17 protein-coding genes, 1 other RNA gene and 2 pseudogenes are annotated in these 25,799 nt (G+C 44.3%); 7 read left to right on the top strand and 13 right to left on the bottom strand.

Going from position 1 to position 25,799, the window contains the following annotated elements:
• Positions 1-25: 25 nt before the first annotated feature.
• Positions 26-1,675, bottom strand: a complete 1,650-nt coding sequence (gene aceB, locus L5M38_RS10650) for a malate synthase A (RefSeq protein WP_259566271.1) — start codon at positions 1,673-1,675, stop codon at positions 26-28.
• An 859-nt stretch (positions 1,676-2,534) separates the two neighbouring features.
• Between aceB and L5M38_RS10645 the strand changes: the two genes are divergently transcribed.
• Entirely contained in the window at positions 2,535-4,997 is a 2,463-nt protein-coding gene (locus L5M38_RS10645; protein ID WP_263167144.1) for a TonB-dependent receptor, read from the top strand.
• Positions 4,998-5,089: 92 nt separating this feature from the next.
• Here the strand turns inward: L5M38_RS10645 and L5M38_RS10640 are convergent, their stop codons facing one another.
• The 4 genes from L5M38_RS10640 to L5M38_RS10625 all read right to left on the bottom strand — a co-directional run bounded on the left by L5M38_RS10640 (position 5,090) and on the right by L5M38_RS10625 (position 10,048).
• Positions 5,090-6,859, bottom strand: a complete 1,770-nt coding sequence (locus L5M38_RS10640) for a monovalent cation:proton antiporter-2 (CPA2) family protein (protein WP_105249794.1) — start codon at positions 6,857-6,859, stop codon at positions 5,090-5,092.
• Positions 6,860-7,188: 329 nt separating this feature from the next.
• Positions 7,189-8,922 carry a GGDEF domain-containing protein gene (locus L5M38_RS10635; protein ID WP_263167213.1) on the bottom strand — a complete coding sequence of 578 codons (1,734 nt, stop codon included), beginning with the start codon at positions 8,920-8,922 and terminating at the stop codon, positions 7,189-7,191.
• Positions 8,923-8,985: 63 nt separating this feature from the next.
• Positions 8,986-9,198, bottom strand: a complete 213-nt coding sequence (locus tag L5M38_RS10630) for a hypothetical protein (protein WP_263179066.1) — start codon at positions 9,196-9,198, stop codon at positions 8,986-8,988.
• A gap of 58 nt (positions 9,199-9,256) precedes the next feature.
• A complete protein-coding gene (locus tag L5M38_RS10625; protein WP_263167141.1) occupies positions 9,257-10,048 on the bottom strand; it encodes an SAM-dependent methyltransferase in 792 nt (263 codons plus the stop codon).
• 428 nt (positions 10,049-10,476) lie between these two features.
• On the opposite strand from L5M38_RS10625, the gene L5M38_RS10620 reads away from it, so the two are divergent.
• A complete protein-coding gene (locus L5M38_RS10620) occupies positions 10,477-10,968 on the top strand; it encodes an outer membrane protein assembly factor BamE (RefSeq protein WP_028760727.1) in 492 nt (163 codons plus the stop codon).
• Between the two features lie 89 nt (positions 10,969-11,057).
• On the opposite strand, the gene L5M38_RS10615 is transcribed toward L5M38_RS10620, so the two are convergent.
• Both L5M38_RS10615 and L5M38_RS10610 read right to left on the bottom strand, forming a co-directional pair.
• Positions 11,058-11,390, bottom strand: a complete 333-nt coding sequence (locus L5M38_RS10615) for an RnfH family protein (protein WP_263145130.1) — start codon at positions 11,388-11,390, stop codon at positions 11,058-11,060.
• Positions 11,380-11,817 (bottom strand): type II toxin-antitoxin system RatA family toxin, encoded by a 438-nt coding sequence (locus tag L5M38_RS10610; protein ID WP_028760728.1) that lies wholly within the window; start codon positions 11,815-11,817, stop codon positions 11,380-11,382. The genes L5M38_RS10615 and L5M38_RS10610 overlap by 11 nt, the downstream gene beginning before the upstream one ends.
• Positions 11,818-12,095: 278 nt before the next feature.
• On the opposite strand from L5M38_RS10610, the gene smpB reads away from it, so the two are divergent.
• Both smpB and ssrA read left to right on the top strand, forming a co-directional pair.
• Entirely contained in the window at positions 12,096-12,587 is a 492-nt protein-coding gene (smpB, locus tag L5M38_RS10605) for an SsrA-binding protein SmpB (RefSeq protein ID WP_006080832.1), read from the top strand.
• Positions 12,588-12,658: 71 nt separating this feature from the next.
• Positions 12,659-13,014, top strand: a transfer-messenger RNA (tmRNA) gene (ssrA, locus tag L5M38_RS10600).
• A gap of 178 nt (positions 13,015-13,192) precedes the next feature.
• On the opposite strand, the gene L5M38_RS10595 is transcribed toward ssrA, so the two are convergent.
• Both L5M38_RS10595 and L5M38_RS10590 read right to left on the bottom strand, forming a co-directional pair.
• A complete protein-coding gene (locus L5M38_RS10595; protein ID WP_263179065.1) occupies positions 13,193-14,431 on the bottom strand; it encodes a DEAD/DEAH box helicase in 1,239 nt (412 codons plus the stop codon).
• Between the two features lie 99 nt (positions 14,432-14,530).
• Positions 14,531-17,251: a putative bifunctional diguanylate cyclase/phosphodiesterase gene (locus L5M38_RS10590; protein ID WP_263179064.1), complete on the bottom strand. Its 2,721-nt coding sequence runs from the start codon at positions 17,249-17,251 to the stop codon at positions 14,531-14,533.
• Positions 17,252-17,770: 519 nt separating this feature from the next.
• Between L5M38_RS10590 and L5M38_RS10585 the strand changes: the two genes are divergently transcribed.
• Positions 17,771-20,188 carry a Lon protease family protein gene (locus L5M38_RS10585; protein WP_263179063.1) on the top strand — a complete coding sequence of 806 codons (2,418 nt, stop codon included), beginning with the start codon at positions 17,771-17,773 and terminating at the stop codon, positions 20,186-20,188.
• 72 nt (positions 20,189-20,260) lie between these two features.
• Here L5M38_RS10585 and L5M38_RS10580 read toward each other — a convergent pair whose 3' ends face one another.
• The gene (locus L5M38_RS10580; protein ID WP_028760775.1) at positions 20,261-21,328 is read right to left on the bottom strand and encodes an alkene reductase; all 1,068 of its coding nucleotides are present in this window, start codon (positions 21,326-21,328) and stop codon (positions 20,261-20,263) included.
• Positions 21,329-21,461: 133 nt separating this feature from the next.
• Here L5M38_RS10580 and L5M38_RS10575 point away from each other — a divergent pair, with 133 nt between their 5' ends.
• Complete coding sequence (locus L5M38_RS10575; protein WP_028760776.1) at positions 21,462-22,043, top strand: TetR/AcrR family transcriptional regulator; 582 nt, start codon at positions 21,462-21,464, stop codon at positions 22,041-22,043.
• A 176-nt stretch (positions 22,044-22,219) separates the two neighbouring features.
• Here the strand turns inward: L5M38_RS10575 and L5M38_RS10570 are convergent, their stop codons facing one another.
• Positions 22,220-22,444 carry a TIGR02922 family protein gene (locus L5M38_RS10570; protein WP_028760777.1) on the bottom strand — a complete coding sequence of 75 codons (225 nt, stop codon included), beginning with the start codon at positions 22,442-22,444 and terminating at the stop codon, positions 22,220-22,222.
• Between the two features lie 332 nt (positions 22,445-22,776).
• Positions 22,777-24,344, bottom strand: a pseudogene (locus L5M38_RS24475) (methyl-accepting chemotaxis protein).
• Positions 24,345-24,779: 435 nt separating this feature from the next.
• On the opposite strand from L5M38_RS24475, the gene L5M38_RS10555 reads away from it, so the two are divergent.
• Complete coding sequence (locus tag L5M38_RS10555; RefSeq protein ID WP_028760779.1) at positions 24,780-25,502, top strand: YebC/PmpR family DNA-binding transcriptional regulator; 723 nt, start codon at positions 24,780-24,782, stop codon at positions 25,500-25,502.
• Positions 25,503-25,555: 53 nt separating this feature from the next.
• On the opposite strand, the pseudogene L5M38_RS10550 reads toward L5M38_RS10555, so the two are convergent.
• A pseudogene (locus tag L5M38_RS10550) lies at positions 25,556-25,799 on the bottom strand (IS4 family transposase); the annotation flags it as partial.

Here is a 25,799-nt window from a genome sequence, read left to right as displayed (position 1 = left end):
AACGGTTCAAGCAAATGGGTTCATCCTAGGCAGTCAGCATTTCGTAACCGGGTAAGGTTAAGAAATCGACCAGCTCGTCGGAGGTGGTAATGTCTTCGAGCAATACCGCCGCTTGGGTGAATTTGCCATGGGTGAATCTGTCGCTACCCACTTCTTTTTTCACGTTCGACAGCTCTTCAACCAACATGTCTTTAAAGAGTTGCTTGGTCACGAGTTTACCGTTTGACAGCGACTTACCATGTTGGATCCATTGCCAAATTGAGGCTCTAGAAATCTCAGCCGTCGCCGCATCTTCCATTAAGCCGTAAATAGGTACACAACCGTTGCCGCTGATCCACGCCTCTAAATACTGCAGGGCGATACGAATGTTCAGACGCATCCCCTGTTCGGTGCGCTCACCGTCGCAGGTTTTAAGTAACTCGCTGGCAAGGATCGGCGCATCGACATCACGGGTAATATGTAATTGATTACAGTGATCTTGGCCTATGTATTCGTTGAAAATCCCCATAGCGGTGTCAGCAAGGCCAGGGTGCGCTACCCAAGTGCCATCGTGACCGTTACGCGCCTCAAGCTCTTTATCTCGACGAACTCGCTGCAATACGGCTTCGTTCTGAGCAGGATCTTTAGCAGGAATAAAGGCTGCCATGCCGCCCATCGCTAAGGCACCGCGTTTGTGGCAGGTCTTAATCAAGAGTCTTGAATAAGCGCTTAAGAAAGGCGTATCCATAGTGACGGCTTGGCGATCCGGTAAGACTCGGTCGCTATGACGTTTTAATGTTTTGATATAGCTGAAGATGTAATCCCAACGACCACAGTTCAGTGCGACGATATTGGAACGTAGTTCATAGAGAATTTCGTCCATTTCGAACACGGCAGGTAAAGTCTCAATCAAGCAAGTACATTTAATCGTGCCCGCTTGCAGACAAAACCTTTCCTCAACAAAAGCAAACACTTTTGCCCACCAGCGCGCTTCAATATGACTTTCTAACTTAGGAATATAAAAATATGGACCACTGCCCTTGGCCAAAAGTTGGCGATAGTTGTGGTAGAAATACAGTGCGAAATCAAACAGTGAGCCAGGAATCGCTTTGCCATTAAACTGCACGTGTTTTTCTTTAAGGTGCAGACCACGAACGCGGCAGATAAGCACTGCCGGATTTGGTCCTAATTTATAGTGCTTACCCGTGTCCGGTGCTGTGTACTCAATGTCACCACGCACGGCATCACGTAGATTGATTTGACCTTCGACGACTTTTTCCCAGCTTGGTGCTAAAGAATCTTCGAAATCGGCCATAAACACTTTGGCATTGGCGTTGAGTGCGTTAATCACCATCTTACGTTCAACGGGACCTGTGATTTCTACGCGGCGGTCAAGCAAGTCATCGGGAATACCGCGAATTTGCCATGCACCATCACGAATAGCTCGGGTTTCAGGCAGAAAGTCAGGTAATGCTCCTTTATCAATACGTGCTTGTTTATCTTTACGTTTAGCGAGTAAGGCAGGTACTTCGTCGGCAAACTCACGACAAAGGGATTCGAGTAAGGCGACAGCCCCTTCGGTAAAAATGACTTCTTGGCCTGGAATGTCACGACCCACAATATTAAGCGTGGCGTTTGCTGTAGCTTTACCCAGTGTCGAATTCAATTGCTGTTCACTCAAAGTGTGTTCCGTCATCTTGATGCCCTCCCAAGAGGCTCCACTATCACAGGCTTAACGCTGACATATAAAGCAGTAGCATCCCCAATCACCACAGCTTATAAACTCACCAAAAAACCATCAAATGTTTGTTTCGAACTAAAACTTACCGACAAACGTTTGTATTTGCAACAGTCCAAGATTGACAAAAACATGCATTAACCTAAGTAAAAACCATGCTAAAATTGGTCTGACCAAGCAATAAAATAAATAACAAATGACTGATAAATATGCAATTAAACATTTTAATCACATATGACAATTGCAGTTAAATGAAACTTGTCAGACAACTTTACCAATCAATACACAAAGTAATTAATTACGTAATTAAATAACTAAGAGTAAATTTATTATTACATCATTTTTACTCTATTAGACCTAAGTAGAAAATGCTCAATGTTTTGAACTAACCTAGAGGTAAGTCAGATAAATTCATATGAATCATAATGATAAAGACTGTTGCTATTGCTACAAATTAAAACGGCCGTTTTATTTTGACGTTTACGTAAACGAAATAAGTGTCGTGTGCGATTCAAACTAAGTACCAGGTTGCGTTTCCCGATCAACAAGGTGGGATGTGATGGTTAACTCAAAAAATAAATTACTTTTTTATAAAAAAATGAAACAAATTTGACATTACAGCGGGATGGAGCTTAGACGCGACTTTTTATGAAGCTTTTCTCCTGCGAGAACCCATACCTTACTTCCTCAAATACATGCCTTTTCGTAACACTTATTCGCAGCACTGCACATTTCAACCACGACATCTGAAACATATGTTGCCAACTTAAATGCAAATCATTACTATTCGCGACCTATTTGTTTGGGGGAACCATTAATGAAATCATTTCGTTTGTCACTAACTGCACTCGCCTGCCTTTCCGTTTTATCGCAAACTGCATCCGCCGAAGCTAACTCGGTATCAGCAAATGCTGAAGCCAACGTTGAGCGCATCACGGTTTATGGCAGACAAAACTCAGTAGTGAAGAATTCAGGGCTGGCGACTAAATCCGATATGTCTCTCATGGAAACACCCGCTGCAGTTGTAATTGTTGACCAAGAACTGATCGAAACCCAAGGTACAGATAATCTGCAAGACTTGATCCGTAACATTAGTGGTGTGACTCAAGCGGGTAATAACTATGGCATCGGTGACAACATAGTCATCCGTGGTTTAGGCGCAAATTACACCTATGACGGTATGTATGGCGGTGCTGGCCTTGGTAACACTTTCAACCCCACGCGCTCTTTAACCAACGTTGAATCCGTAGAAGTATTAAAAGGCCCAGCGACTGGACTCTATGGCATGGGGAGTGCTGGTGGCGTCATCAATTTAATTGAGAAAAAACCGCAATTCGAGTCAAAAAACAAATTTACCGCCGAAGTTGGACAATGGGATACCTACTCCCTTGCTCTGGATAGCACGGGCGGTCTGAGCGATGATGTCGCCTACCGTTTAGTGGCAAAATCCGGCCGCAGTGATGGCTATCGCGATATAGGTACAGACAGAGACGAAATCTATAGCGCCTTAAAATGGGTATTAAGTGATAGCCAAGATGTAATGCTTTCAGGTGCTTACATTAAAGATGCTATCGCCGTTGACTCTATTGGCCACCCGATTCGAATTTACAATGCCGATTCAGTCGGCGGTAAGAGCGCGGGCGAGGTCACGTGGCAAGATCTGGTTAATGATCCCAACGGTAATGGTCTACAACTCACCGATGCACAGCGTCAGCAGTTAGCGGCCTCTTTATCTGGCGCTGACGGCTTAACCCCTTATTCGTTTGGAGATGCAGGGCTGATTTCGCCAATGGCGAAGGACAATGAGGGTGAAGAGTTAAGATTTAAACTGACCCATAATATCTATTTCAGCGACAATTTGTTCCTCAATCAACAATTGCAGTATCGCGACTATACGTCAGGTTTCGCCCGCCAAACTGGTGCCTATAACTATGTCTATTGGAAGCGTAACATCAAGATTAAAAACGTACCTACCGACGTGATTAACGAAGAGCCTAGATCGCCTTTAGTTGAAAACGGCGAACTTTATCCTTTTGCTGCAAGACGTCAGGAATACCGTAAAGTGGATGCCGACGAGACTTCGTGGCAGTACTTTGCCGATTTACGTTATGACTTCCAAATTGGCAATATAGACAATGAATTATTGCTCAATGCCAACTATGAAGACCGTAATATTCGCTTCCAGCAATATTCTATCTACGATGCGGATCAAATCTTTAAAAACAAAGATGGCAAAATCATTTACCAAGGATCTCTGCCTTATATATACGACATCCGCAATCCTAATTGGGGCACAGGTAAATTCGAGGACTATGACCCACTCAAAACCGCTAACTATGACAAAAAAGTCAGCGCTTGGGGCGTAGGCTTACAACATGTCAGTTATCTGCCATACGGCTTTACCACGCGTATTGGTGTTGCCTTTAATGAGATTAAACAAGCCTATGAGCACTTTGGTGTTGATCCACGCTATAGCACTAGCCAATCCCAAGCGACACCAGAAGCCGATACCACAGATAACGGTATGACCTATAACCTAGGGTTAACCTACATGCCGATTGAGGATTTATCATTTTTCATCAACCATTCTAAAGGGCGCACCGCTTACAGTGTACTTGATGCAGTAAAAGATAATGCTACCGACCGAGATGATTCAGAATCGATTAGTAATGATTTAGGCATGCGCTTTAAAGCATTTGAGGATCAATTACTTGGCTCACTGGTATTCTTTAAAAGCTCGCGTACTAATGTCGCCTATAACAACCCTGATTATACCAATGGCATATTAACCCCTAATATTCCCGTGTATTTTTACGATGGTAGCGAAGATACTCAGGGAGTTGAACTCGATCTCAATGCCCATCTTAATGATCAATGGCGCATTAACCTCAACGGCATGTACCAAGATGCAAGGGATAAACAAAATCCAAATACTTTAACCTACAATAGCCGACAAAAAGGCGTACCTTATGTCACTGCCAGTGCTTGGATTACCTATGGCGCGGATTGGTTTAGATTATCAAGCCCAATCGAGCTGAGCCTTGGTGCAAAATTTGTCGATGATCGCAGTACGCACTCAAGCTCATTTGGTATTCCAGACGGTTACGTGCCTAGCTATACCGTCGTTGACTCGGCAGTAAGCTACAACGCGGATTCTTGGAAAATCCAGCTGAACATCAATAACCTTTTCAATAAAGACTATTACAGTAAAGCCATGTTCCTCGGTGGTATGCCGGGTGAAGAACGCAACGTCAAACTGCAATACAGCTATAGCTTTTAACACTTAAACATCAGCGTTAAATTTGATGTTGTAAACCAATAAAAAAGAGAGCATTTATGCTCTCTTTTTATATCCAAATCAGAGTGACAACATTAGCTCACATTCTCCCTATCTCCACGCATAAGGGATTCCAACTCTGCCTTACCCTTATTCGATAGATTGATTAACGTCGCTAAATCATTTTGATGGGCTGCGCTAGCAATCACCAGTTTCTTATCATGTTCAGCAAAGATTTTTACCCGCTCGTTGGCTTGTACCTGCGATAAACCTAGGCCTTGGAGAATCTTCTCACTGGCCGATAGCGCCGAACCAAAGGTCTCACGAAACACATCCGTCACCCCAAGGCTCATCAAACGATAAGCATGGTTACGGTCCCTCGCCCGCGCGACTATGTTGATATGGGGAAAATGCGTTTTCACTTGCTGAGCAATTTCAATGGAATCCTCAACACTATCCACGGCAAGCAATAGTAATCTAGACCGAGCAATCCCCGCCGACATCAACATGTCTAAGCGTCTGGCATCCCCAAAATACACTTCACCACCGTATTTACGAATAACATCCACATGACTCGCATCCTTATCCAATGCGACAAAAGGGATACCTGATGAGGCCAAAATACGCCCCGTGATCTGGCCTACTCGACCAAATCCAGCAATCACCACTTCAGATTCGGTGACATTAATCGTATCTGGCAAACGAGTATCCACCACTTTGGCTTTAGTTGCTCGGAACAAAGTAAATAATAGAGGCGTTACTGCCATAGACAAACCAATAGCAAGCACAAGGACTTGCGCAATTTTATCGCCGACAATACCAGATAGCTGCGCCTGAGATAAAAGCACAAAGGCAAATTCGCCCCCTTCAGCAAGGATCAAACCTAGTGCAATACTAGGCCGCCATTTGTGGTGCCGAATACGCCCCAACACCATAAGCACAAAGGTTTTAATCAGCAACATAGCCATTAAAATGCCCAGAATAAGTAACGGATCAGATATCAATAATTTCAAATCCATACTCATACCGACAGCCATAAAAAACAGCCCAAGCAATAAGCCTTTAAAAGGTTCTATGTCAGTTTCGAGCTGGTGCCGATAACTTGAGTTAGCGAGCATAATACCCGCCAAAAATGCCCCCATGCCCGCAGAAAGTCCCAACCACTCCATTAACTCAGCGCTACCCATGACCAGCAATAATGCAAAAGCGGTGAGCACTTCACGCACCCCACTGCTTGCCACTAGTTTAAGGAATTTAGGCAGTAAATATTTCCCCACTAACACAAAACCAACGAGCGCAAGACACGTCCAGTACCAAGGCACCGCATGATGTTCAATCTGAGCAGAATTGGGCGCCAAATATGCTGTCAGCAGCAACATAGGGATAACCGCAAGATCTTGCATTAACAAGACCCCAAAAGCATCACGTCCAAGTGGGGTTGTAAGCAACCTATGCTCACTCATTAACTGCACGGCAAAGGCTGTCGATGATAAAGATAGCGCGGCACCAACCACTAAAGCCGCCTCAATAGACAAGCCAAAGCCCCAAGCCAATCCTCCAATCGCAGCCCATGACAACAACAGCTGACCACTACCTAAACCAAAGATAGCACTGCGAAGTTCCCATAATTTACTTGGATTCAATTCGAGACCCAGCACAAACAACATGAGCACCACACCTAACTCGGCAAAATGCAACACAGCAGCAGGATCAGAAACTAAGGCCATGCCACCAGGGCCTAAAATGATGCCAGCAGCTAGATAGGAAAGGATCGGGCCAGCGCCAAAACGTTTACCTAAAGGAACAAAAATAACCGCCGCCAATAAAAATAGCAGCACCGACGTGAGTAAACTCGACTGTTCCATGAAGGCTCCAACGGAAAAAGGAATGCGCATTGTTCTATGTAAGGACCCAGCAATAGCTAGGCAATTATCAGCTATGATATCCCATTTATTTATTAACAAGGTCAAGGCAATTCATTAAAAATGAGAAATTTTGATACGAAAAACACTTAAGCGTAGAGGAAATCAACTGGAGCAACAAAGCAGAGTAAAAGAGCACTTAGAGACACCTTAAACTGTTATCGCATTTTGTGAGTGACTGCAAAATAAAAAACGAGCAATAAACTAAGGAAGGATAAAACCAGTAAGGGCTTGCCAACTCTGGATGAGACTAAATGCTCACTCGACTTACATTACACAGAGGGCGATGCAATATGACGCCGTAAATCAGTTGCCTGCTTGTCACATTTTAATATGTCAGAATAGCGAACTACGGTGTTGCGGCCATTGGCCTTAGCGGCATAGAGTGCCATGTCGGCTCGGTGGAATAATGGATCTAAACTCAGATCATCAGCCATTAAACCGCTCACACCAAAACTTGCCGTTATGACGAACTTATGCCCTGAATGTTGGGTATCAATGGCCTCGATACGAGCTCGACATTGCTCCGCCACTTCCATGCCTTTCTCTTCATCGGCATAAGGTAATAAAATTGCAAACTCCTCACCGCCGATACGAGCAAAAACATCACCATTTCGGATATGGGATTTAAGGGAGTCAACCACCTTTTTAAGCGCCCAATCGCCAGTTCCATGACCAAAAGAATCGTTGATACGTTTGAAGAAATCTAAATCGAATAAAATGACACAGAAATCCCCGCTACGAGCCATGGCTTGCACAAAAAGGTTTTCTCCCAACTCTTGCCCTGCACCACGATTCAATATGCCTGTTAAGGCATCCATTCTCGCCATACGCATAAACTTACGTTTCTGCATCTGACCTACGGCTAACAAAATCCCAAGGAAGAACAGCCCACCCACTAGAATAGTGATAAACATCAGCATATTGGTGTATTCCCGCTCTTTTACCATTTGCTGAGCGATGTAAAGTTCACGCTCTTTATTGAGTAAATTGATTTCACGCGCCTGTTCATCAGCATTAAACTTAGCCGCCTGATAAGCGAGGGTTTTCATTCTAGATTGGTCAAAAATCAATTGATTATAATATTGTTCTTTTCTTGTGTATTCATAGGCTTGCTCAAATTGTTTATCCGCCACCATCAGTTCGGCAAATACCTTATATGCAATATGCTTATGTTCGATGTAGCTATTATCATCGGGGAATGAAAGCACTTTAACGGCGTGACTTTTCGCTTGAACCTGCTCATCCATGGCAAAGTAATTCTCGGCAAGTAGTGCATGCACATGGCTGATTTCTAACTGAAATTGAAAAGCTTCATACCCTTTTAAAGCTAATAGTAGAATCGCTCTCGCACCTAAAAAGTCGCCCCGCTCCTGCCAAACCATAGCTTTGCCTTTTATCGACATAGTCGCCAGAAGGGGGAATTGCTTCGCATCACAGTATTGACGGCTATCTTCGAAGGCATCGAAGGCGTCGGGATTTTTCACGCCGAGTAAATAAATAGCGCGCAGCAATTTGGCATGGCAAATATCGCGGACATCGGTTTCCTTTGCGAGTTGTAACACCTTATAGGCATAAAGGCCCATATCACTATAAGCGTCCATTTCGGAATAAATATTGGCAATTCTTAGATATGAGTGCCGTTTAATCGTGACATCATCAATATTCACCACTAGGGCTAATGCTTGAGCGACTGCAGCCAAGGCTTTGTCATAGTCACGCAGACCTATATATACCGTGGCTTTGTAACTATAAACTGACGCCAATAAATCAGTATTTGGCACTAAGGTTTCGGCTTGGTGTAGATCATCTAACGCTTTAGTGTATTCACCAGTGAAAAAATAACCTATCGCTCTATCTATCCTCAGTCGTCCTTGTTGTATTGTAGTTAAACGACTGAATTCTTTCTCATATTCGGCAAGTTTTTTCTGCGCAGCACTAAGATCAGATTGCAGTAATACATCAAGCTCATTGAGTGCCTGATCAAAATAGAGAGAGTTAGCCATCAAAGCTGTCGAACACAAGGCGAAGATGGCTAATAGGGCACAACGTAACCGTTTCAAGATGAGTTAATTATTACCATGATTGACTAAAACAAATGTTTGATAATTTTGGTCGCCACTCAAAACTTTTAGTTTTGTCATATTCCCTGTCATTACAGCGCTAATTTCTTCATCAGTTAACCCATGGGCGCGCATTACGGCCTCCGGGTCCTGTTGATACGCTTCCATCAGTTGTGCATCTTGACCTAACTGGGTAAAAAAATCCGATAATGCAGACATACCTTTCCTTATTTATATGATGACTCCCGAATTCAGCTCAGAAGTACAGCACTCACAATTAGCCTAAATCTTCAGGTCTAATGCCTAATTTAGTTAAAATAGCATAGTTGTATTCGAGTTTTTTTGCTGGCGGGATCAGTAAAGTACTGATCGGAGACAAGTTTGCCTCGGGCAGCTTACTCAACGGCAAATACTCAATTCTAGGGGCTTGAACTGGCAGATTAGCAGCTTCGTAGATCACCACTTGATGATCTCGCGGATACCATTGATTCAGTTGTTCAACCAAAATCAGCAGCCTGTCACTCGTAGTATGAAACTGAGTTAAGGTATGTTCACCAGCAATCGCAATTTGCCATAACAATAAATGGGTTGTCGGATCGGGCACATGATTAAAAAACATAAACTGGCTAGCTTCAAAGCTTTGATGCCCAGAGCTGCCGGGGTCAATACCCAGATCAGCCCATAAACACGCCTCGGCCGAAATCCCCGGCTCCATCTTCGCTGAAAACCCTTCTGCCCTCGCCCGTGTAATCGCCATATGGGAAACACAGGCAAAGACTCCAGGATGACCATAGAGCGCACAAACGGTTTTTTTGCCAGCCCTTACGGCCTCCAATATAGAATTAACCATTTGTTCGTAGGTTTCTCGGCGATTTTTAACTTCACCATTTTGTGCATAAAACGGCTGTAAATTGATGACATTGGGATTAATGTTCTGGATCCAACGCTGCGAAAAACCATCGGGCAAGAGTGAAAACACGACATCAGCGTGCTCAATATAACTACGACTCATCACACTGATCTGTCCGGCCAGTTGTAAACCCGTACCTACGCAAACTAAAGAACCCAATGCATCTATCCCACTATTTTATTTCTAACACTGCAAACTCACGGCAAAAAGCCACAGTACAAGAACACAATAAAAACATATCGGTAACTTTAATCTGATTTTAACGAGATTACTATGTTTATCGCCACACATACTGTCTATCGACTTACTAACTAATTGCTTGGCTTTAAAGAAGAAATCGCTCACATTTACTCTTTTCCCAATCCAGCCAACAGTAAACCTGTACGGCTCTGAAGCCGAAAATCATACTCATAGCCCCATATGACTTTAGCGAATAAATATCCTTAAAGATTGAGAACTAAAGCCAACATACTGGGTCGAAAAGTCACACAATTCGATCTATGACGGTAGCAAAGCCCGATTGCCCTTGTCATGAGGGGGAATGCTTGGGTATTATGGCCGCCAGATTTTCAGAAGTAGCGCATACAATGATCAATAAAAAGCAAAGTCTTACCCTACTGGGCGCTGTGGCGCTCTCTGTTTCGCTCAGTGCCTGTAGCGTGTTCGATTGGTTGATTTATAAGCCCGACATTCCACAGGGCAACTACATGGAACCGCAACAAGTTGAAAAGTTGCGCATTGACATGACCAAGGAACAAGCCGAATACATTCTCGGCCGTCCGGTATTACGAGATAGTTTTGCTGACGATACTTGGTACTATGTGTATCACTACAAGAGTGGGCGTGATGCCAGCATTACGCATAAAGAACTCATACTGCACTTTACGGGCGATAAACTTACCTCAGTAAAAGGCGACTATGAACTGAGTAAAGAATTTAGTACGCCGCTAGAGCAAAGCAGCTTACCAACAGGTAATAAAACTGAGCTAGTACCACAAATTCCAGCACAGCGCGCCGATGAAAAGCCATTAGTTAAAGAAAATCAAGCTGAAGCGCAAGTTCAAAAACCAATTAAGTAATATCCTAAACTTTGCTAATGCTCTTCTCAGTCAATCAAATACAAAAAAGCGCCCAAGGGCGCTTTTTTATTGAGCAATGATGTCAGTATTTAAGCCCGTCCGCCCGTCACTTTATTCGCGCGGCCTTCATCTTTAGCTTTATCTGCTCGGCGACGACGCACATCCTTAGGATCAGCAATCAAAGGACGATAAATCTCAACCCTTTGCCCCGGTAAAATCACTTGGTCATGCTTAATCACATTACTAAACACACCGAGCTTAACCGTGTCTAAATCGATCTCAGGAAAAAAGCTTACAATGTTACTTAAACGCACAACCTCAATCGCTGACGTGCCGGGATTCACATTCACCGAAATCACTTTTTGCTGTGTAGGCAAGGCATAAACCACATCAACTACAAACTTATCTGTCTCATTTGTCACTGTAAATCACCTTAGCGCGACTCGTAAATGCCGTCACCATTGATACCATAAGATCATTAAACACTTTACCAAAGGCCATATCGGCTAACGAACTTGAAAACTCAAAACTCAGCTCGAATTCTACCTTGCAGGCCTCTTCAGTCAGCTCAGTAAAACGCCACTGCCCCAATAAATGCTTAAAGGGCCCATTTTCCAATGTTAAATCAATACTCTTACCAGGAACCACTTGGTTGCGAGTCGTAAATGTCTTACGGATCCCCGCTTTACTCACATCAACAGATGCCAACATAGTCTTGCCATCAAATTCTAAGACTTTGCCACCCACACAACCGGGTAAAAATTCCTTATACGACTCGACATCATTCACTAAGTCATACATTTGCATCGCACTAAAACGGACTAACACACTTCGAGAAATTTGCGGCATAGGACTTAGTACTCTTCACTAACGTATTCACAGCGACCTAAGCAAACTCAAACGCACGAAAATAACGCACGTGCAATAAACAACTTAGGCAAGCAATCAAAATTTGCACGGATTTTATCACGATACGTAAAAAACGCACCCCTTGTGCACTTAAGCTGATACTCAACCCCTTAATGGCGTTCAAAAAACAAGCAACAACACGATAGAGGCTTGAAATTAACTAAATAAAACCTTATATCAATACCAAATTGAATCACCGTGCGTATAATGGCGCCACTATGGTAAAGAAAAATTCAAGCAAAGCCGCGCCTGCGACTATCGCACGTAATAAGCGCGCAACCTTCGAATACCGTTTCGAAGAGAAAATGGAAGCCGGCCTATCCCTCATGGGATGGGAAGTGAAATCTATCCGTATGGGTAAGGTCAACTTGTCCGACTGTTACGTATTCCTGAAAAATGGCGAAGCCTTTATGCATGGCTGCACCATTATTCCCTTGAATACGGCATCGACACACGTTGTCTGCGATCCCCTACGTTTGAAAAAGCTGCTACTCAGCCGTAAAGAGCTAGATAAACTAGCGGGCTTAGTTGAGCGCCAAGGCTACTCTATTATTCCTATCTCAATGTACTGGCGTAAAGGTGCATGGGTGAAAGTGGAAATTGGTCTAGGTAAAGGTAAGAAAGATCACGATAAGCGCGAAGATACTAAAGCGCGTGAATGGGAAGTTGAAAAAGCCCGCGTGATGAAAAAAGAAAAAACGCACGGATAATGAACAAACGATTGAACTTGAAGCAAATGATGCTAGGTGATCATAGTGCTACGGGTTACAATCAAATTCTTGGGGGCGATTCTGGATTCGACAGGATTCACGAAACCCTGGGAGCATGCCGAGGGGCGGTTGGCCTCGTAAAAAGCCGCACAGTTATAGTTGCAAACGACGATAACTACGCTCTAGCAGCTTAGGCTAGCTAGCCATCTGACACAGGTCTCTCAAATGGGCGGTGTATACAGATGGTCATCTTACATTTGATAGCGAGGGAACTCCGTCCGGGGGTGAACCGCGAAATAGTACCGGACTCGCCCGATGAAATCCTGTCTTTCGGAGTTTATTCGGGTTAATTAAAAGAGAGACTAAGCATGTAGTGCCTTGGATGTAGGTGTTCTGGACGCGGGTTCAAGTCCCGCCGCCTCCACCAATTTTACCAGAAGGGCTTAACCGCAAGGTTAAGCCCTTTTTGTTTGAACTTTCAGGCTATTTTGAGCTATCAATTCAAATGCGGCGGCGGGAACTGAACTGGCGTCGATAAATGAATCATGTCACCACTTGATCTAATCTCTATTAGATTCAGCCATTCAGACGCCGCACCTAAAAAACTACCTTTTTCCCTTTCCACCCAAAGCGCGCTTTTTAGCACGTTGTTTTTGCGCCGCTTTGCCGTTACGTCTAGGTTCGGTATCCATCTTATTAAAGTCGGGTTCGAAGCCTAGTAACCATTGTTGTGGTAGACGCTTGTCGAGCACAACTTCAACTTCTTCCAATAATAGGGCGTCCTCTTGACTAAAGAGAGTGATGGCAAGCCCTGCACTGCCCGCTCGACCTGTGCGACCGATACGATGAATATAATCTTCAGCGATAAAGGGTAGCTCAAAGTTGATCACATATTTAAGCTCGACGATATCTAGGCCTCTGGCGGCGACATCCGTTGCCACTAGCACTTGGATCTTACCTTGTTTAAATTCCTGTAAAACTTTCTCGCGCGCGCCTTGGGACAAGTCACCGTGAAACGCCTGAGTGATAATATCGGCTTTATTGAGTTGCTGAACCAGTTTATCGACGCCTTGCTTAGTGCGGCTAAAAATCAACACTTGATGCCAGTTTTTACTGCGTACCAGATGGCTAACGAGTTCGGTTTTACGGTCGGCGTCGACGGCATAAACCACTTGTTCAATTTCGGCAGCGGTCGTGTTGCGCTTGGCAACTTCAATCAACTTGGGATCGCGCAGTAAGGTTTTACTTAAGCTGAAAATAGCGGCATCTAAAGTGGCAGAAAATAACAGGGTTTGCCTATCACTCGGTACTTGCTTGAGCACGGCTTGAATTTCATCCATAAACCCCATGTCGAGCATACGGTCGGCTTCATCGAAAACAAGCACACTCAATTGCTTAAGATTTAATGCACCTTGCCTAAGGTGGTCAAGTAAGCGGCCCGGTGTTGCGATTAACACATCAATCCCTGCATTAAACACGGCGACCTGCGCATCGATACTCACGCCGCCGTAGGCGATGCCGATACGAATATCAGTCCCTTTAGCGTACTTAACAAAACTCTGCTGTACCTGCACTGCCAGTTCACGTGTCGGCACTAAGACTAATGCGCGTACGGGTCTCACAGTTATTAATTCTTGCGAAGGGCTGAGTGTCATCAAATGATGCAAGATAGGCAAGGCGAACGCAGCGGTTTTGCCTGTACCCGTTTGGGCGCCAGCCATCACATCCCGTTTAGCTAAGATGGCAGGGATCGCTTCTAACTGGATAGGCGTTGGCGATTCATAACCAAGAGCCGCTAAGGTATTCACTAACGTGGAGTTTAAGGATAAGGCACTAAAAGACATTGCGGTTAACCACTGAAAATAATGGCCAGAATTTTAGCAGACACAACCCTAAGCGACTAGCGGCATAGCGTTAGTCCTATTGTTATATGCAAACTTGTTTTACGATAAAAATGCGTCGAGATCTGCAGCTAGTTGCGGACGACTAAAAAGGTAACCTTGGGCTTGATCGCACTGATTTTGTTGCAGAAAATCGGCTTGTTCTTTGGTTTCCACTCCTTCGGCGATAATGTCAAGCTTCAACGCATGTCCAAGCGCAATCACAGCTTTAGCAATCGCAGTATTGTTAGTGTCGAAGGGAATGTCTCGCACAAAAGACTGATCAATTTTCAATTTATGAATAGGTAGTTTTTTCAAATAGTTGAGCGATGAATAGCCTGTACCAAAATCATCAACCGATAATTCGATACCCAGATCGCCAAGTCGCTTTAAGTCACGGATAGCAAGATCAGGATTCTGCATCATCACACTTTCGGTCACTTCAAGCTCTAAATGCTTGGCGGGCAAACCCGTTTCAGCTAAGACACGCTTCACATCATCCACAAAGGAACTGCGCTGTAACTGTTGTCCTGCCACGTTCACGGCAATACGGCCAAAATTTTTGCCTTCACCAAGCCAACGCATTCCCTGACGGCAAGCGGTTTCTAAAACCCATAAACCAATTTCATGGATAAGACCTATCTTTTCTGCCACAGGAATAAATATCGCGGGAGAAATCAACCCCAGTTGAGGATCGTGCCAACGCAGTAATGCTTCAAATCCAACGGTTTGTCGAGTCACTAAATCAAGTTTTGGCTGGTACATTAAGTACAAAGCATTTTGCTCAATCGCTCCATAGAGAGCACTTTGCAGCTTAAGATGTTCAAAAGACTGTTGAGTTAAGGACTCTGTATAAAAAGCATAATTATTGCGGCCATCATTTTTGGCGCGATACATGGCCGCATCGGCGTTACACAGTAAAGTGTCCGCATCGGTTCCATCATTTGGATACAAAGAAACGCCCATACTCGCCGTTAAACGTAAGTGGTCGCCCGTGCTCACAATAAAAGGTTGCTCAAACACTTGGCGCAATTGATTTATGGCAACTGCGGCATCGGCACTATTGTCAATCCCTGAAATCAATGCCACAAACTCATCGCCACCAATCCGTGATAACACATCCTGATCGCCTACTTGGCTGCGTAAACGCTTGGCAAGCTCAACTAACATTTCATCGCCTATACTGTGGCCAAAACTGTCGTTGATATGCTTGAACAGATCGACATCAATCATCACAGTCGCTAATTGCAAATTCAGCCGCTTAGCTTGTCGCACTTCTTGCTTAAGCTGCATCATGAACTTCATGCGATTGGGCAAATGCGTTAGCGGGTCAAAATACGCTAAGTGCGTGAGTTGCGCTTCGTTCTCTTTCTGGGCTGAAATATCGGCAAATACAGCGACAAAATAACGCACATCTCCAACGTCATCATAAATAGTGCTTATGGTGATATTTTGCGGAAAAATCGTGCCATTTTTACGCCGATTCCAAATTTCGCCATTCCATTTACCTTGAGTAAGCAAGGCATTCCAGAGTTTATCGAAAAAATCTTTATCATGCCGACCCGAACTAAAAATCCGAGGATTCTGGCCGAGTAACTCTTCCCTCACATAACCTGTGATCTCAAAAAATGCACCGTTAACGTCGGTAATATTGCCATGCCGGTCGGTCACAACGACACCTTCAACCGAGTTTTTAAACACATTGGTCGCCAGTGTCAGTTGTTCTTCAACTGCTTTATGCTTGGAGATGTTGCGAGTCATACCGATAACGCCCACGAGCTCACCCAGGGCATTGAGTGTTGGGAGTTTTAGCGTTTCTAGCCAAAGATGATTTTTAGCTTCACTGCCATCTAAACACTCAGCGACAATGATAGGCGTACCTGACTCGATAGCGAGCCTATCACCCTCTAGAAAAATCTCTGCAATATCAGCACCAAAGAGTTCAACATCGGATTTACCAACAATCTCACTGCGGGGCATTTCCCACGCATTCTCAACACTACGATTGCAAAGAGTGTAAATGCCTGCGGCATTTTTCATCCAAATATGTTCGTCAAAACTATCGATAAAAGTTTGTAAATCGACCGTATCGACACGACTCGGTGAACCTCGGCTTAATGTTTCAGCCGTATTATGTTGGCTCAATATCTCGCCTAACTGGTGTTGAATGCTATCGCTGATAAGCTTAGCGAGTTGTAGTGTTTTTGAATCTACGCCGTGAGCCTCGTTGTGATAGAAGCATAAAAAGCCAAAATTAGCCCCAGATGGCCAAGCGAGAGACAAACAAATCACGCTGCCGATTGCGCTACAAGTGTGCCAATCTGAGTGCTGCCGAGTATCCATAATTAACAGAGGCTCACGTACCTGCTCAGTTAGCTGTGATACAGATAATGCAGCCGTGATTTGATGACTGCCTAATCGCGGCAATGCTGAAATTGGCTCGCTCAAGCTGTACAACTTAGCATTGCTTAGAGGGGGAATAGTAGGTTTATCAATAATATCAAAGGGATTTTGAACAATTTCTGATGGTGTGAGCATTGAGGGCATCACAACGGACTGGCTTATCGCAGGCTGGGAGGTAGCCAAATGATTGCCACTTAAGTGGCTGAGTATTGCCTGTATTTCACTTTCAGCCGCAGAGTCTGAACTTAACATGCTGCTAAGTTCACCCGCAGCATTCCATGCTAATAACATTGCTTTACTGCTTGATATCTCAGCGACTAAATTTAAGTCACTCAACCAGTTATCAAGCTGTTGCTGCGTAATAGGTACATCTATCATCATCTTGCCAACTCAGATCTCGTTACTGCTCAATCGGCCTACAGCGAGAATACCGTAAGACCTTAAACACATGCCCAATATTGCTACAGAGGGAAAACGTTAACCAAGCAGTAAAATCTCATAAAATTTTACGTTTAACATCAAATCAATACATCTCAATTGGCACTAAGGTTGGATCTAAAACTTACTCCATCATATCCACCTTTTAGGGTGGTAGAGGTCAAACCATCAAAATTCACACTAACTTACTCACACTCAGCAGACTGCTTGCACGGGTAAATCCAACTAACATTGCATTTGCTACTTTAGCACAAAATTTTAGTGTCAGTATCGCGATAAGTTTATTGAGTAACAATTAGTTAGACTTAATCAATTAAGTCTTCCCCCGATAATTCAGCACTTTCTTAGCGAGAGAAAACCATCCCTAAAGACATATATCAGCAATAACAGAGTTTTGATTGACAAAAATGCTATCTTATTGTCTACAATGGAAATAATAAGGCTGAAAAACCAAGGATATTTATGCCCACTGACGTCGTATCAAGCCAAGCTACCCTGCTCAACAGTAAACAATTATATCGCATTTGCGAACTCGACCAATTAAGCACAGATTGCCAATCGACAGCAGAACTCACACCTCTCAATGATATTGTCGGCCAAGAACGCGCCCAGCAAGCGGTAGAGTTTGCAATGGGAATTAAAGAAAAGGGTTACAACATCTACGCCATAGGTCAGAACGGCCTCGGCAAACGGACCATGATGCTGCGTTACCTAAGCCGTCACGAGCCAAACGACCATACCCTGTACGATTGGTGCTATGTGGTTAATTTCGATGATACCCGTTGCCCTAAAGTACTGAAACTGAGTGCAGGGACGGGGCTTGAATTTAAAAAAGCCGTCGAAAAGTTAATGCTTAAACTTGTCAAAGCTATGCCTTTAGCCTTTGATAATGAAATGTATTATGCCCGGACTGAAAAGCTCAAAAGCCAATTATCACAGAAACAAGAAGTCGCACTCACTGAATTAACCGAAGAAGCGAAACAAAAAGGCATCAGCCTCAGTTTAACCATGCAGGGCGACTATCAAATGGTAGCGCTCAATGGTGAAGAACCCCATGACGAAGCTTCATTCGAAGCATTGACAGAGACTGAACGTAGTCAATTTGAAAGTAATATCAATGGCCTAGAAGTTAAACTACGGGGTATTATTCGCCAAATCACTGAATGGGAAGAAGAATTCAGCGACAAGCAGCAAGAGCATGACGAACAAGTCGCCAAAGAAGTGTTAATTCATTTTATTAAGCCACTCAAAGATAAGTTCAAGCACCAGCCCGAAGCGCGGACTTTCCTAACCGGTATGCAGGCGGATATCTTAGACAATTTAGATATCTTTTTAGAAGAAAGTGAAGAACAACTGGGCCTAGCCTACGCTTCCCTTGAAAAGAAAATGCCCCGCCGCTACCAAGTTAACGTTTTGGTCGCTCAAGGGACTCAAAAATTCCCTATTGTCGTAGAAGAAAGCCCAAGTTATCACAGCCTATTTGGCTATGTGGAAAATGCCACCTTCAGGGGGACAGTGTTCACCGACTTCTCACTTATCCGCTCTGGCAGTCTGCACAAAGCTAACGGCGGCGTGTTATTGATGGATGCGGTAAAAGTGTTAGAACGCCCTTACGTGTGGGACGGGTTAAAACGCGCCCTGCGTTCACGCAAACTCGATTTAAGTTCGCTCGAGCGTGAAGTGTCACTGTCGGGCACGATTTCATTGGCGCCAGAGCCTATCCCCTTAGATGTGAAAATTATTCTGTTTGGCGATCACGAAACTTATCAGCTATTACAGCACTATGATCCTGACTTCAGTGAGTTATTCCGCGTTACCGCCGATTTTGAAGATGTGATGGACAGAACCTCAACTTCTGAGGCGCACTATGCCCGCTTTATTTCGAGCATAGTTCACGACAACAACATGCTACATTGCGACCGTGCGGCTATAGCACGCATCATCGAATACAGCTCGCGTGAGGCCGAAGATCAACAAAAACTGTCGCTACACTCAGCCAATATTGCCAACCTGCTGCGGGAATCAAACTACTGCGCTAAATCGGCAGGCAGTCAGCAAATTTTAGTGCCGCACGTTGAGCAAGCACTGCGAAATCAAGAGCAAAGAGTCTCGCGTCTTCACGACAACATAATGCAAAGCTTTACCAACGGCACGACCTTGATTAGCACTCAGGGCAAAGTGGTTGGGCAAATCAATGCCTTATCCGTCATCTCGACCTCAGATCATCAGTTTGGTATGCCCAATCGCATCACAGCAACCACAGCGTTTGGTAAGGGTGAAGTGATGGATATCGAGCACAGAGTCAAACTTGGAGGCCGGATCCATTCTAAGGGCGTGTTGATCTTAACCGCTTATTTAGCCTCAGTTTTAGGTAAGACGGCGCAAATCCCGCTCACCACTTACCTCACCTTTGAGCAATCATACAGCGGTGTGGACGGTGACAGCGCGTCGATGGCCGAATGCTGCGCCATTATCTCAGCTATTAGCGAGCAAGCAATTAGGCAAGATATTGCCATCACAGGTTCGATGAACCAATTTGGTGAGGCTCAGCCCATTGGCGGCGTGAATGAAAAAATTGAAGGCTTCTTCGATGTATGCAAAATAAAAGGCCGTACACCGGAGCAAGGGGTGATTATTCCAGCCTCGAACATGGCAAACCTTATGCTGCGCAAAGACATTGTCGATGCAGTGGCACAGGGGGAATTCCATATTTGGGCTATTACCCATGTGACTCAAGCCATGGAATTACTGCTCGGTAAAACCGCAGGAAGTTTGCCGCAAACGGCCGCACCTAGCCAAGGGCAATATTATCCCGAGAGCATTTTCGGCATAGCTCAGCAAAAGCTCACCGCACTCAGATCCTTAGTTAAAGCGGATTAAATAAAAACGAGAGAGACAAACGAAAAGGGTTAGCACATGCTAACCCTTTCTTTATAAAGCTATTAAGCGAAATTACACTAAGCTTGTAAGCATTTCATCGCTGTAAGGAACAAGTTCAACGCCATCACGCACGCGAGCAACATAGTCAGGGTTAGCAATGAATGGGCGACCAATAGCAATCAAATCAAACTTATTCGCCGCAATCGCTTCACTGGCGGTTTCAGCGCTGTAGCTTCCAACACCCACTAAGGTTTTACCATAGTGTGCGCGCACATAGCTTGAAGCTCTGCCACCAAGATAGTCGAATTCCATGCTGTCATCGAAAATCCCAATATGCACAAAAGCGATATCGCGGGATTCCAGCTCAGGCAAGAAGTAATCGAACACTTCGCGGTCACGACTATCTGCCGCCATATTGAAATAAGCCCCTGGAGAAATCCGTAAACCGGTTCTGTCTTTGCCGATACGAGCCACAACAGCATCGACAACCTCAAGCGCAAAACGGGACATATTGGCAGGTGTTCCACCGTATTCATCGGTGCGGCGATTGCTGTCATGGTGTAAGAAAGTGTCAATCAAATAACCATTTGCACCGTGGATTTCGACGCCATCGAACCCAGCTTCAATGGCATTTTCCGCCGCTTTGGCGTAATCACGCACTAGGCCTTGAATATCCTCAAGTGTGGCAGGTTTTGGCGTGACATATGTCAGTTCGCGCATTCTTGGCACGCTGCCTTCAATCTTCTGTGCTGATGCAGCAAGCACATCACCACCACCGAAAAAGTGTGGATGAGCAACACGGCCCGTATGCCATAACTGCACAAAAATCTTACCGCCATTGGCATGTACAGCATCGGTCACTTTACGCCAGCCAGCAATTTGCGCTTGAGTAAAAATACCAGGGGTATTTGGATAACCTTGAGCATCGGGACGAATAATCGTCGCCTCTGTGATGATCAAACCCGCTTCGGCGCGGCGTGCATAATAGGCGACCATATCATCGGTCGGCACTAAATCGGCATCCGCCATACAACGGGTTAAAGGTGCCATTAAAATACGATTATTTAAGGTAATAGTGTCATTAAGTGAGTAGGTATCGAACAGATTTACCAATGAATTTGGCGTGGTTTGTGTGGTCATTTTCTCAGTTCCATTCTTGAATATGCATTCAAGATATTATTATTTGAACGATCATTCAAGTTCATTTTTGAATGTTTGTTCAAATTTAGGTAGAATCTGGCCTAAGCGTTTCTATACAAGTGAATGAAATTCGATGCGTAATGCAGAGTTCGACCGAGAACAGGTACTTCGCGGCGCTATGGCCGCCTTCATGCACAAGGGTTACACCAAAACGAGCATGCAAGATCTTACTCAAGCCACGGGATTACATCCGGGGTCGATTTACTGTGCCTTCACCAATAAACGCGGGTTATTAATCGCGGCCATTGAGCAATATCAACTCGACAGAAACGAACAATTCAACAATCTATTCGGCAATGGCGAGAATGTGCTGACTAATTTGAAAACCTACTTAGATCATCTCGTTATTGAATGTCTGAGTTGCGATAGCGCCCAAGCTTGCTTACTGACAAAAGCGTTAAATGAAATTGCAGAGCAAGATGTTGAGATCCGGGACATCATCAATCAGTATCTACAATCTTGGCAGCAAGCACTCACACTACAATTTGCCACCGCAACGTTACAAGGACTCCTCCAAGGCAATCGCAGCAGCGAGCAAAGAGCCCAATATTTAATGATGGGAATTTATGGTTTAAGAACCTTCGCCCACACCCATCCTAATGCCGAAACCTTACAGTACCTTGCAGACCAATTATTGGCAGAAGTCTGCCATTAAAGTGCGTTAATTTGTGGGACAGTAAATATCTGAATGACTAACCGAATATGATTAGGCGAACAAGCGCTAACATTAATAGAAATAGATGGATTGAATAGAATTTTTGCAGAAGATGTCGGGACGATAATTTAGCAAAGCGAATTATTCGTCCCAAGAATGACGATTAGTTTAAAATGTTAACCTATATTAGCTTGAGCAAACACTCGCTCGCCTAATGAATTCAATATCTTACACTCACCTTCAAGTACAGCAATGATAGATTTTCCCTTGCGGAAACTTGCAGGTATCATCACACGCCCAGCTTCACTCACTGGCAAATTACCTAATACGGCGTTGTGCATAATTAACCCTACGGGCGCATCATAATATAAAACAGTTACAGTCGCTTGATTTGCTTGCATCACATTTAACTCACATTAAGCAGCATCTACTGCGTTATATTTACGTCGCAAGAGAGCTCCCTGTCCTCAACATTTTAAAATATCCAAAAAGATATTTTAAACATTTTAAATCAATTGCTTAAGGTCTTATTCAAATTTTATGATTTTTTATTGGATACAATACTGTCTTATACTGTACACCTTGGGCTATTTAAGCACTTCGGCAAAAAGATGCCAATCTATTTCTATTATGTTAATCAATTACCCACTATCGATCACATATAAGACACAAATAAAGATGCGTTTTTATGCATTTTTTAGAGTAAATAACCTAAATTTGAGTTATCAGTAATCTACTTAGCTTTAAATCCCACTCGAAATCCGCCCCAATGTTTACCGTTTACAAAAATGGGCACCGACAAGTCGTGCATCACTTCGCCCGTATCGCGTTTATAAGTTTGCAATAGCACAGGTTCAGTATGGGCGCCGCAACGGATCCCTGTCGGATCATTAAACAAGCGTTTGGTTCGATTGTGCACCATATCAACCTCAACTTTGCCTGTCAGTGCTTGGCTAAAGCGTTTATTATGGGTCGGAAAATAACCTTTCCTATCAACGGCTCCCGCATAAATAATTTCGCTGTGTTTTGCCAGAATGGGCTCTTGAATCGTTGGAAAATGCTGATCGGTATAACGATCGAAAGCCGTGCTGTATTTCTGTGGCTGAGTATTGGTAATAGGTTGGTATTTAGGATTAAACAAATCAGCCTCGCTAAAACTGCCACTGGCTAAACCTTGTGCTAACTTGTCACCGCACGCTTTAGCGGCAACATTCGCCAATTGCAGAACCTGCTGATCGAAGGTTTGTGTATCCCATTTAGACAGCGCTTTAAAAATACCCTCAGTGGTCAAGGATAAAGTAAAGGCCTGCTCGGATACGCTATGACTCTGTTTACCCGTCGAATTTAACGAGTCACGTATTTGAGTCACCGAGCGGCTAATGTCGTTAGTAGTGTTGTTATATTGTTTGAGTGAATCTTCCATATCACCTAAGGCATGGGCCGATTGGGTCACAGAAGCCGAAATCTCAGTGAAGTGCGCGTCTAACTCGCCATGGCGGCGACCACATCGGCTGTTTGCGTCACGACCCTTTCCATCAGCCCAGAAGTTTTATCCGTTTCACTGCGGATTTCTAATAGCATTTTGCCAATATCTTGGGTTGCACCCGCGGTTTTACCCGCAAGGCTGCGTACTTCGTCAGCCACTACCGCAAAACCTCGCCCCTGCTCTCCCGCACGAGCCGCTTCGATGGCCGCATTTAACGCCAACAGATTCGTTTGCTCGGCAACGGAGTTAATCACTTCGGTAATTTTTTGGATTTCTTCGGCTCTTGATTTAAGCGCCTGCACTTGCTCAGCGGCAGTATCAATATCCGTACTCAGTGAACGAATGGCCGCAACACCTTTCTGAGCTTGACTTCGTCCCTGCACGCTAACGCGCTCAGCCTCTTGAGCTTGGCCTAAAATATCGGCGGCATTATCGCCAAGTTGGGCCGTAGTGTGACTCAATTGCCCTGCAGCAACCGCAATGGCACTGGCATGCTCGCCATTTGATTCAATTGATTTATTCAATAAATCAATAAAATGCGACACCTCAGCCGAACCGATAGCAATTTTGCTGGTTTGCACACTAATGTCGTGGGAGGGAATGCTTTGCTCTTGTAATGCCTTAATGTTTGCCTCATCGGTGTCGAGCTTAGCCTTAGATGCGCGCAAACACACCCACACCACTAAGCCACAGGCAAGAACGCCCAAGATCAACGCCTGCACAATACTCGGAAGATGCAGTCCCTCAAGTAATAAACTCCCCAGAGTGACCAGCGTGAAACTGATGAAAATTAAAATTTTGTGCTGTATTTCCATATACTTCCCGTAACTGCGCAAGGTAAAAATGAAAGGGAAATGCTAAGAGTCGAATCATTAGCCTTCGTTCAGTTGGTATCAATTACAGCGGCTATTGATTACAACTGACGAGGGAGGACTAACTATGATAGCGCTCAAGATTTATAGTTTTAGTCTATTTCTCTGAATAAGCTAGATAATTTATCTCGCTAAATAAACAAAGTAGAAGTTAGCTATCATCAACAGTCTCACGAGCGTATGGCATTAGACATTAGTATTAATCTATCGCGATATAGTCCTAGCCTATCTAAAAGCGGATCTTCCTTGATAAAACCAACTTTGCCCTGAAATGCGTGCCCCGTCGCCTTCTAGGTAATAAATCACATAGGGACGACTGCACTTATGCCAAGAAAACTGCTAATATCGGCGCAATTTTTTTGAGCTAACGAGATCAAGATGGGCAGAGCATATCAAAACAAGAAAGAATCCATGGCGAAAACAGCCGGTCAAAAAACCCGCATTTATTCACGCTACGGTAAAGAGATTTACGTTGTCGCTAAGCAAGGCGGCGTTGAGCCCGATGGAAACTTATCACTGCGTCGCTTAATTGAACGCGCTAAGAAAGACCAAGTGCCTGCTCATGTTATTGAACGCGCAATTGAAAAAGCCAAAGGTGGCGGTGGTGAAGATTACGATACCGCCCGTTACGAAGGTTTTGGTCCTGGCAACTGCATGGTCATTGTTGACTGCTTAACCGATAACGTAAAACGTACCTTCACCGAAGTGCGTCAAGCCTTCGTGAAAAACGATGCCAAACTCGGCGGCCCAGGTACAGTTGGCCACATGTTTGATCATCAAGCCGTGTTCGTGTTTGCGGGTGATGACGAAGATGCGATTTTAGAACTGCTGATGATGGCTGACGTTGATGTAAGCGATGTTGAGCTGGAAGATGGCTTAATCACAGTTTACGCGCCGCACACTGAGTACTTTAAAGTCAAAACTGCGCTGACCGAAGCGATGCCAGAAGTTAACTTTGAATTTGACAATATCACCTTCGTACCGCAGGACATGACTAAAGTTGAAGGTGAAGATGTCGTTATGTTTGAAAAGTTTATTGCCGCACTTGAAGATTGTGACGACGTACAAAACGTCTATCACAATGCGGAAATTGATGACTAAACGTTTCTTTCGCCTGAAACAAAAACGCAGCCAAGAGCTGTAATGCCGTTCACTTAAGAGTGAACGGCATTTTTATTTGGTCTAATTGGGTACTTGTTTTTGCTCATTTTAAGCACTCTTGGATAAGCCCTTTCCCGTTTACCATCCAACTTAAATTGCCGTGCATTGCGTTCTATATCCAATACATCTCTCGGGACATTCCCCGGCGTTTGTGATGGCAGTTGTGTCAGCTTGAAGATGATATGACTCGCAGCATCCCGAAAACTCAGTTGATTGGGATGGACCGATTGGACCGAT

Source organism: Shewanella sp. SM101 (genome assembly GCF_025654465.1).
In the GTDB taxonomy this organism is placed as follows: Bacteria; Pseudomonadota; Gammaproteobacteria; order Enterobacterales; family Shewanellaceae; genus Shewanella; species Shewanella oncorhynchi.
The sequence above is the reverse complement of the archived record's forward strand: the minus strand, read 5'-3'. Positions and strand labels throughout refer to the sequence as shown.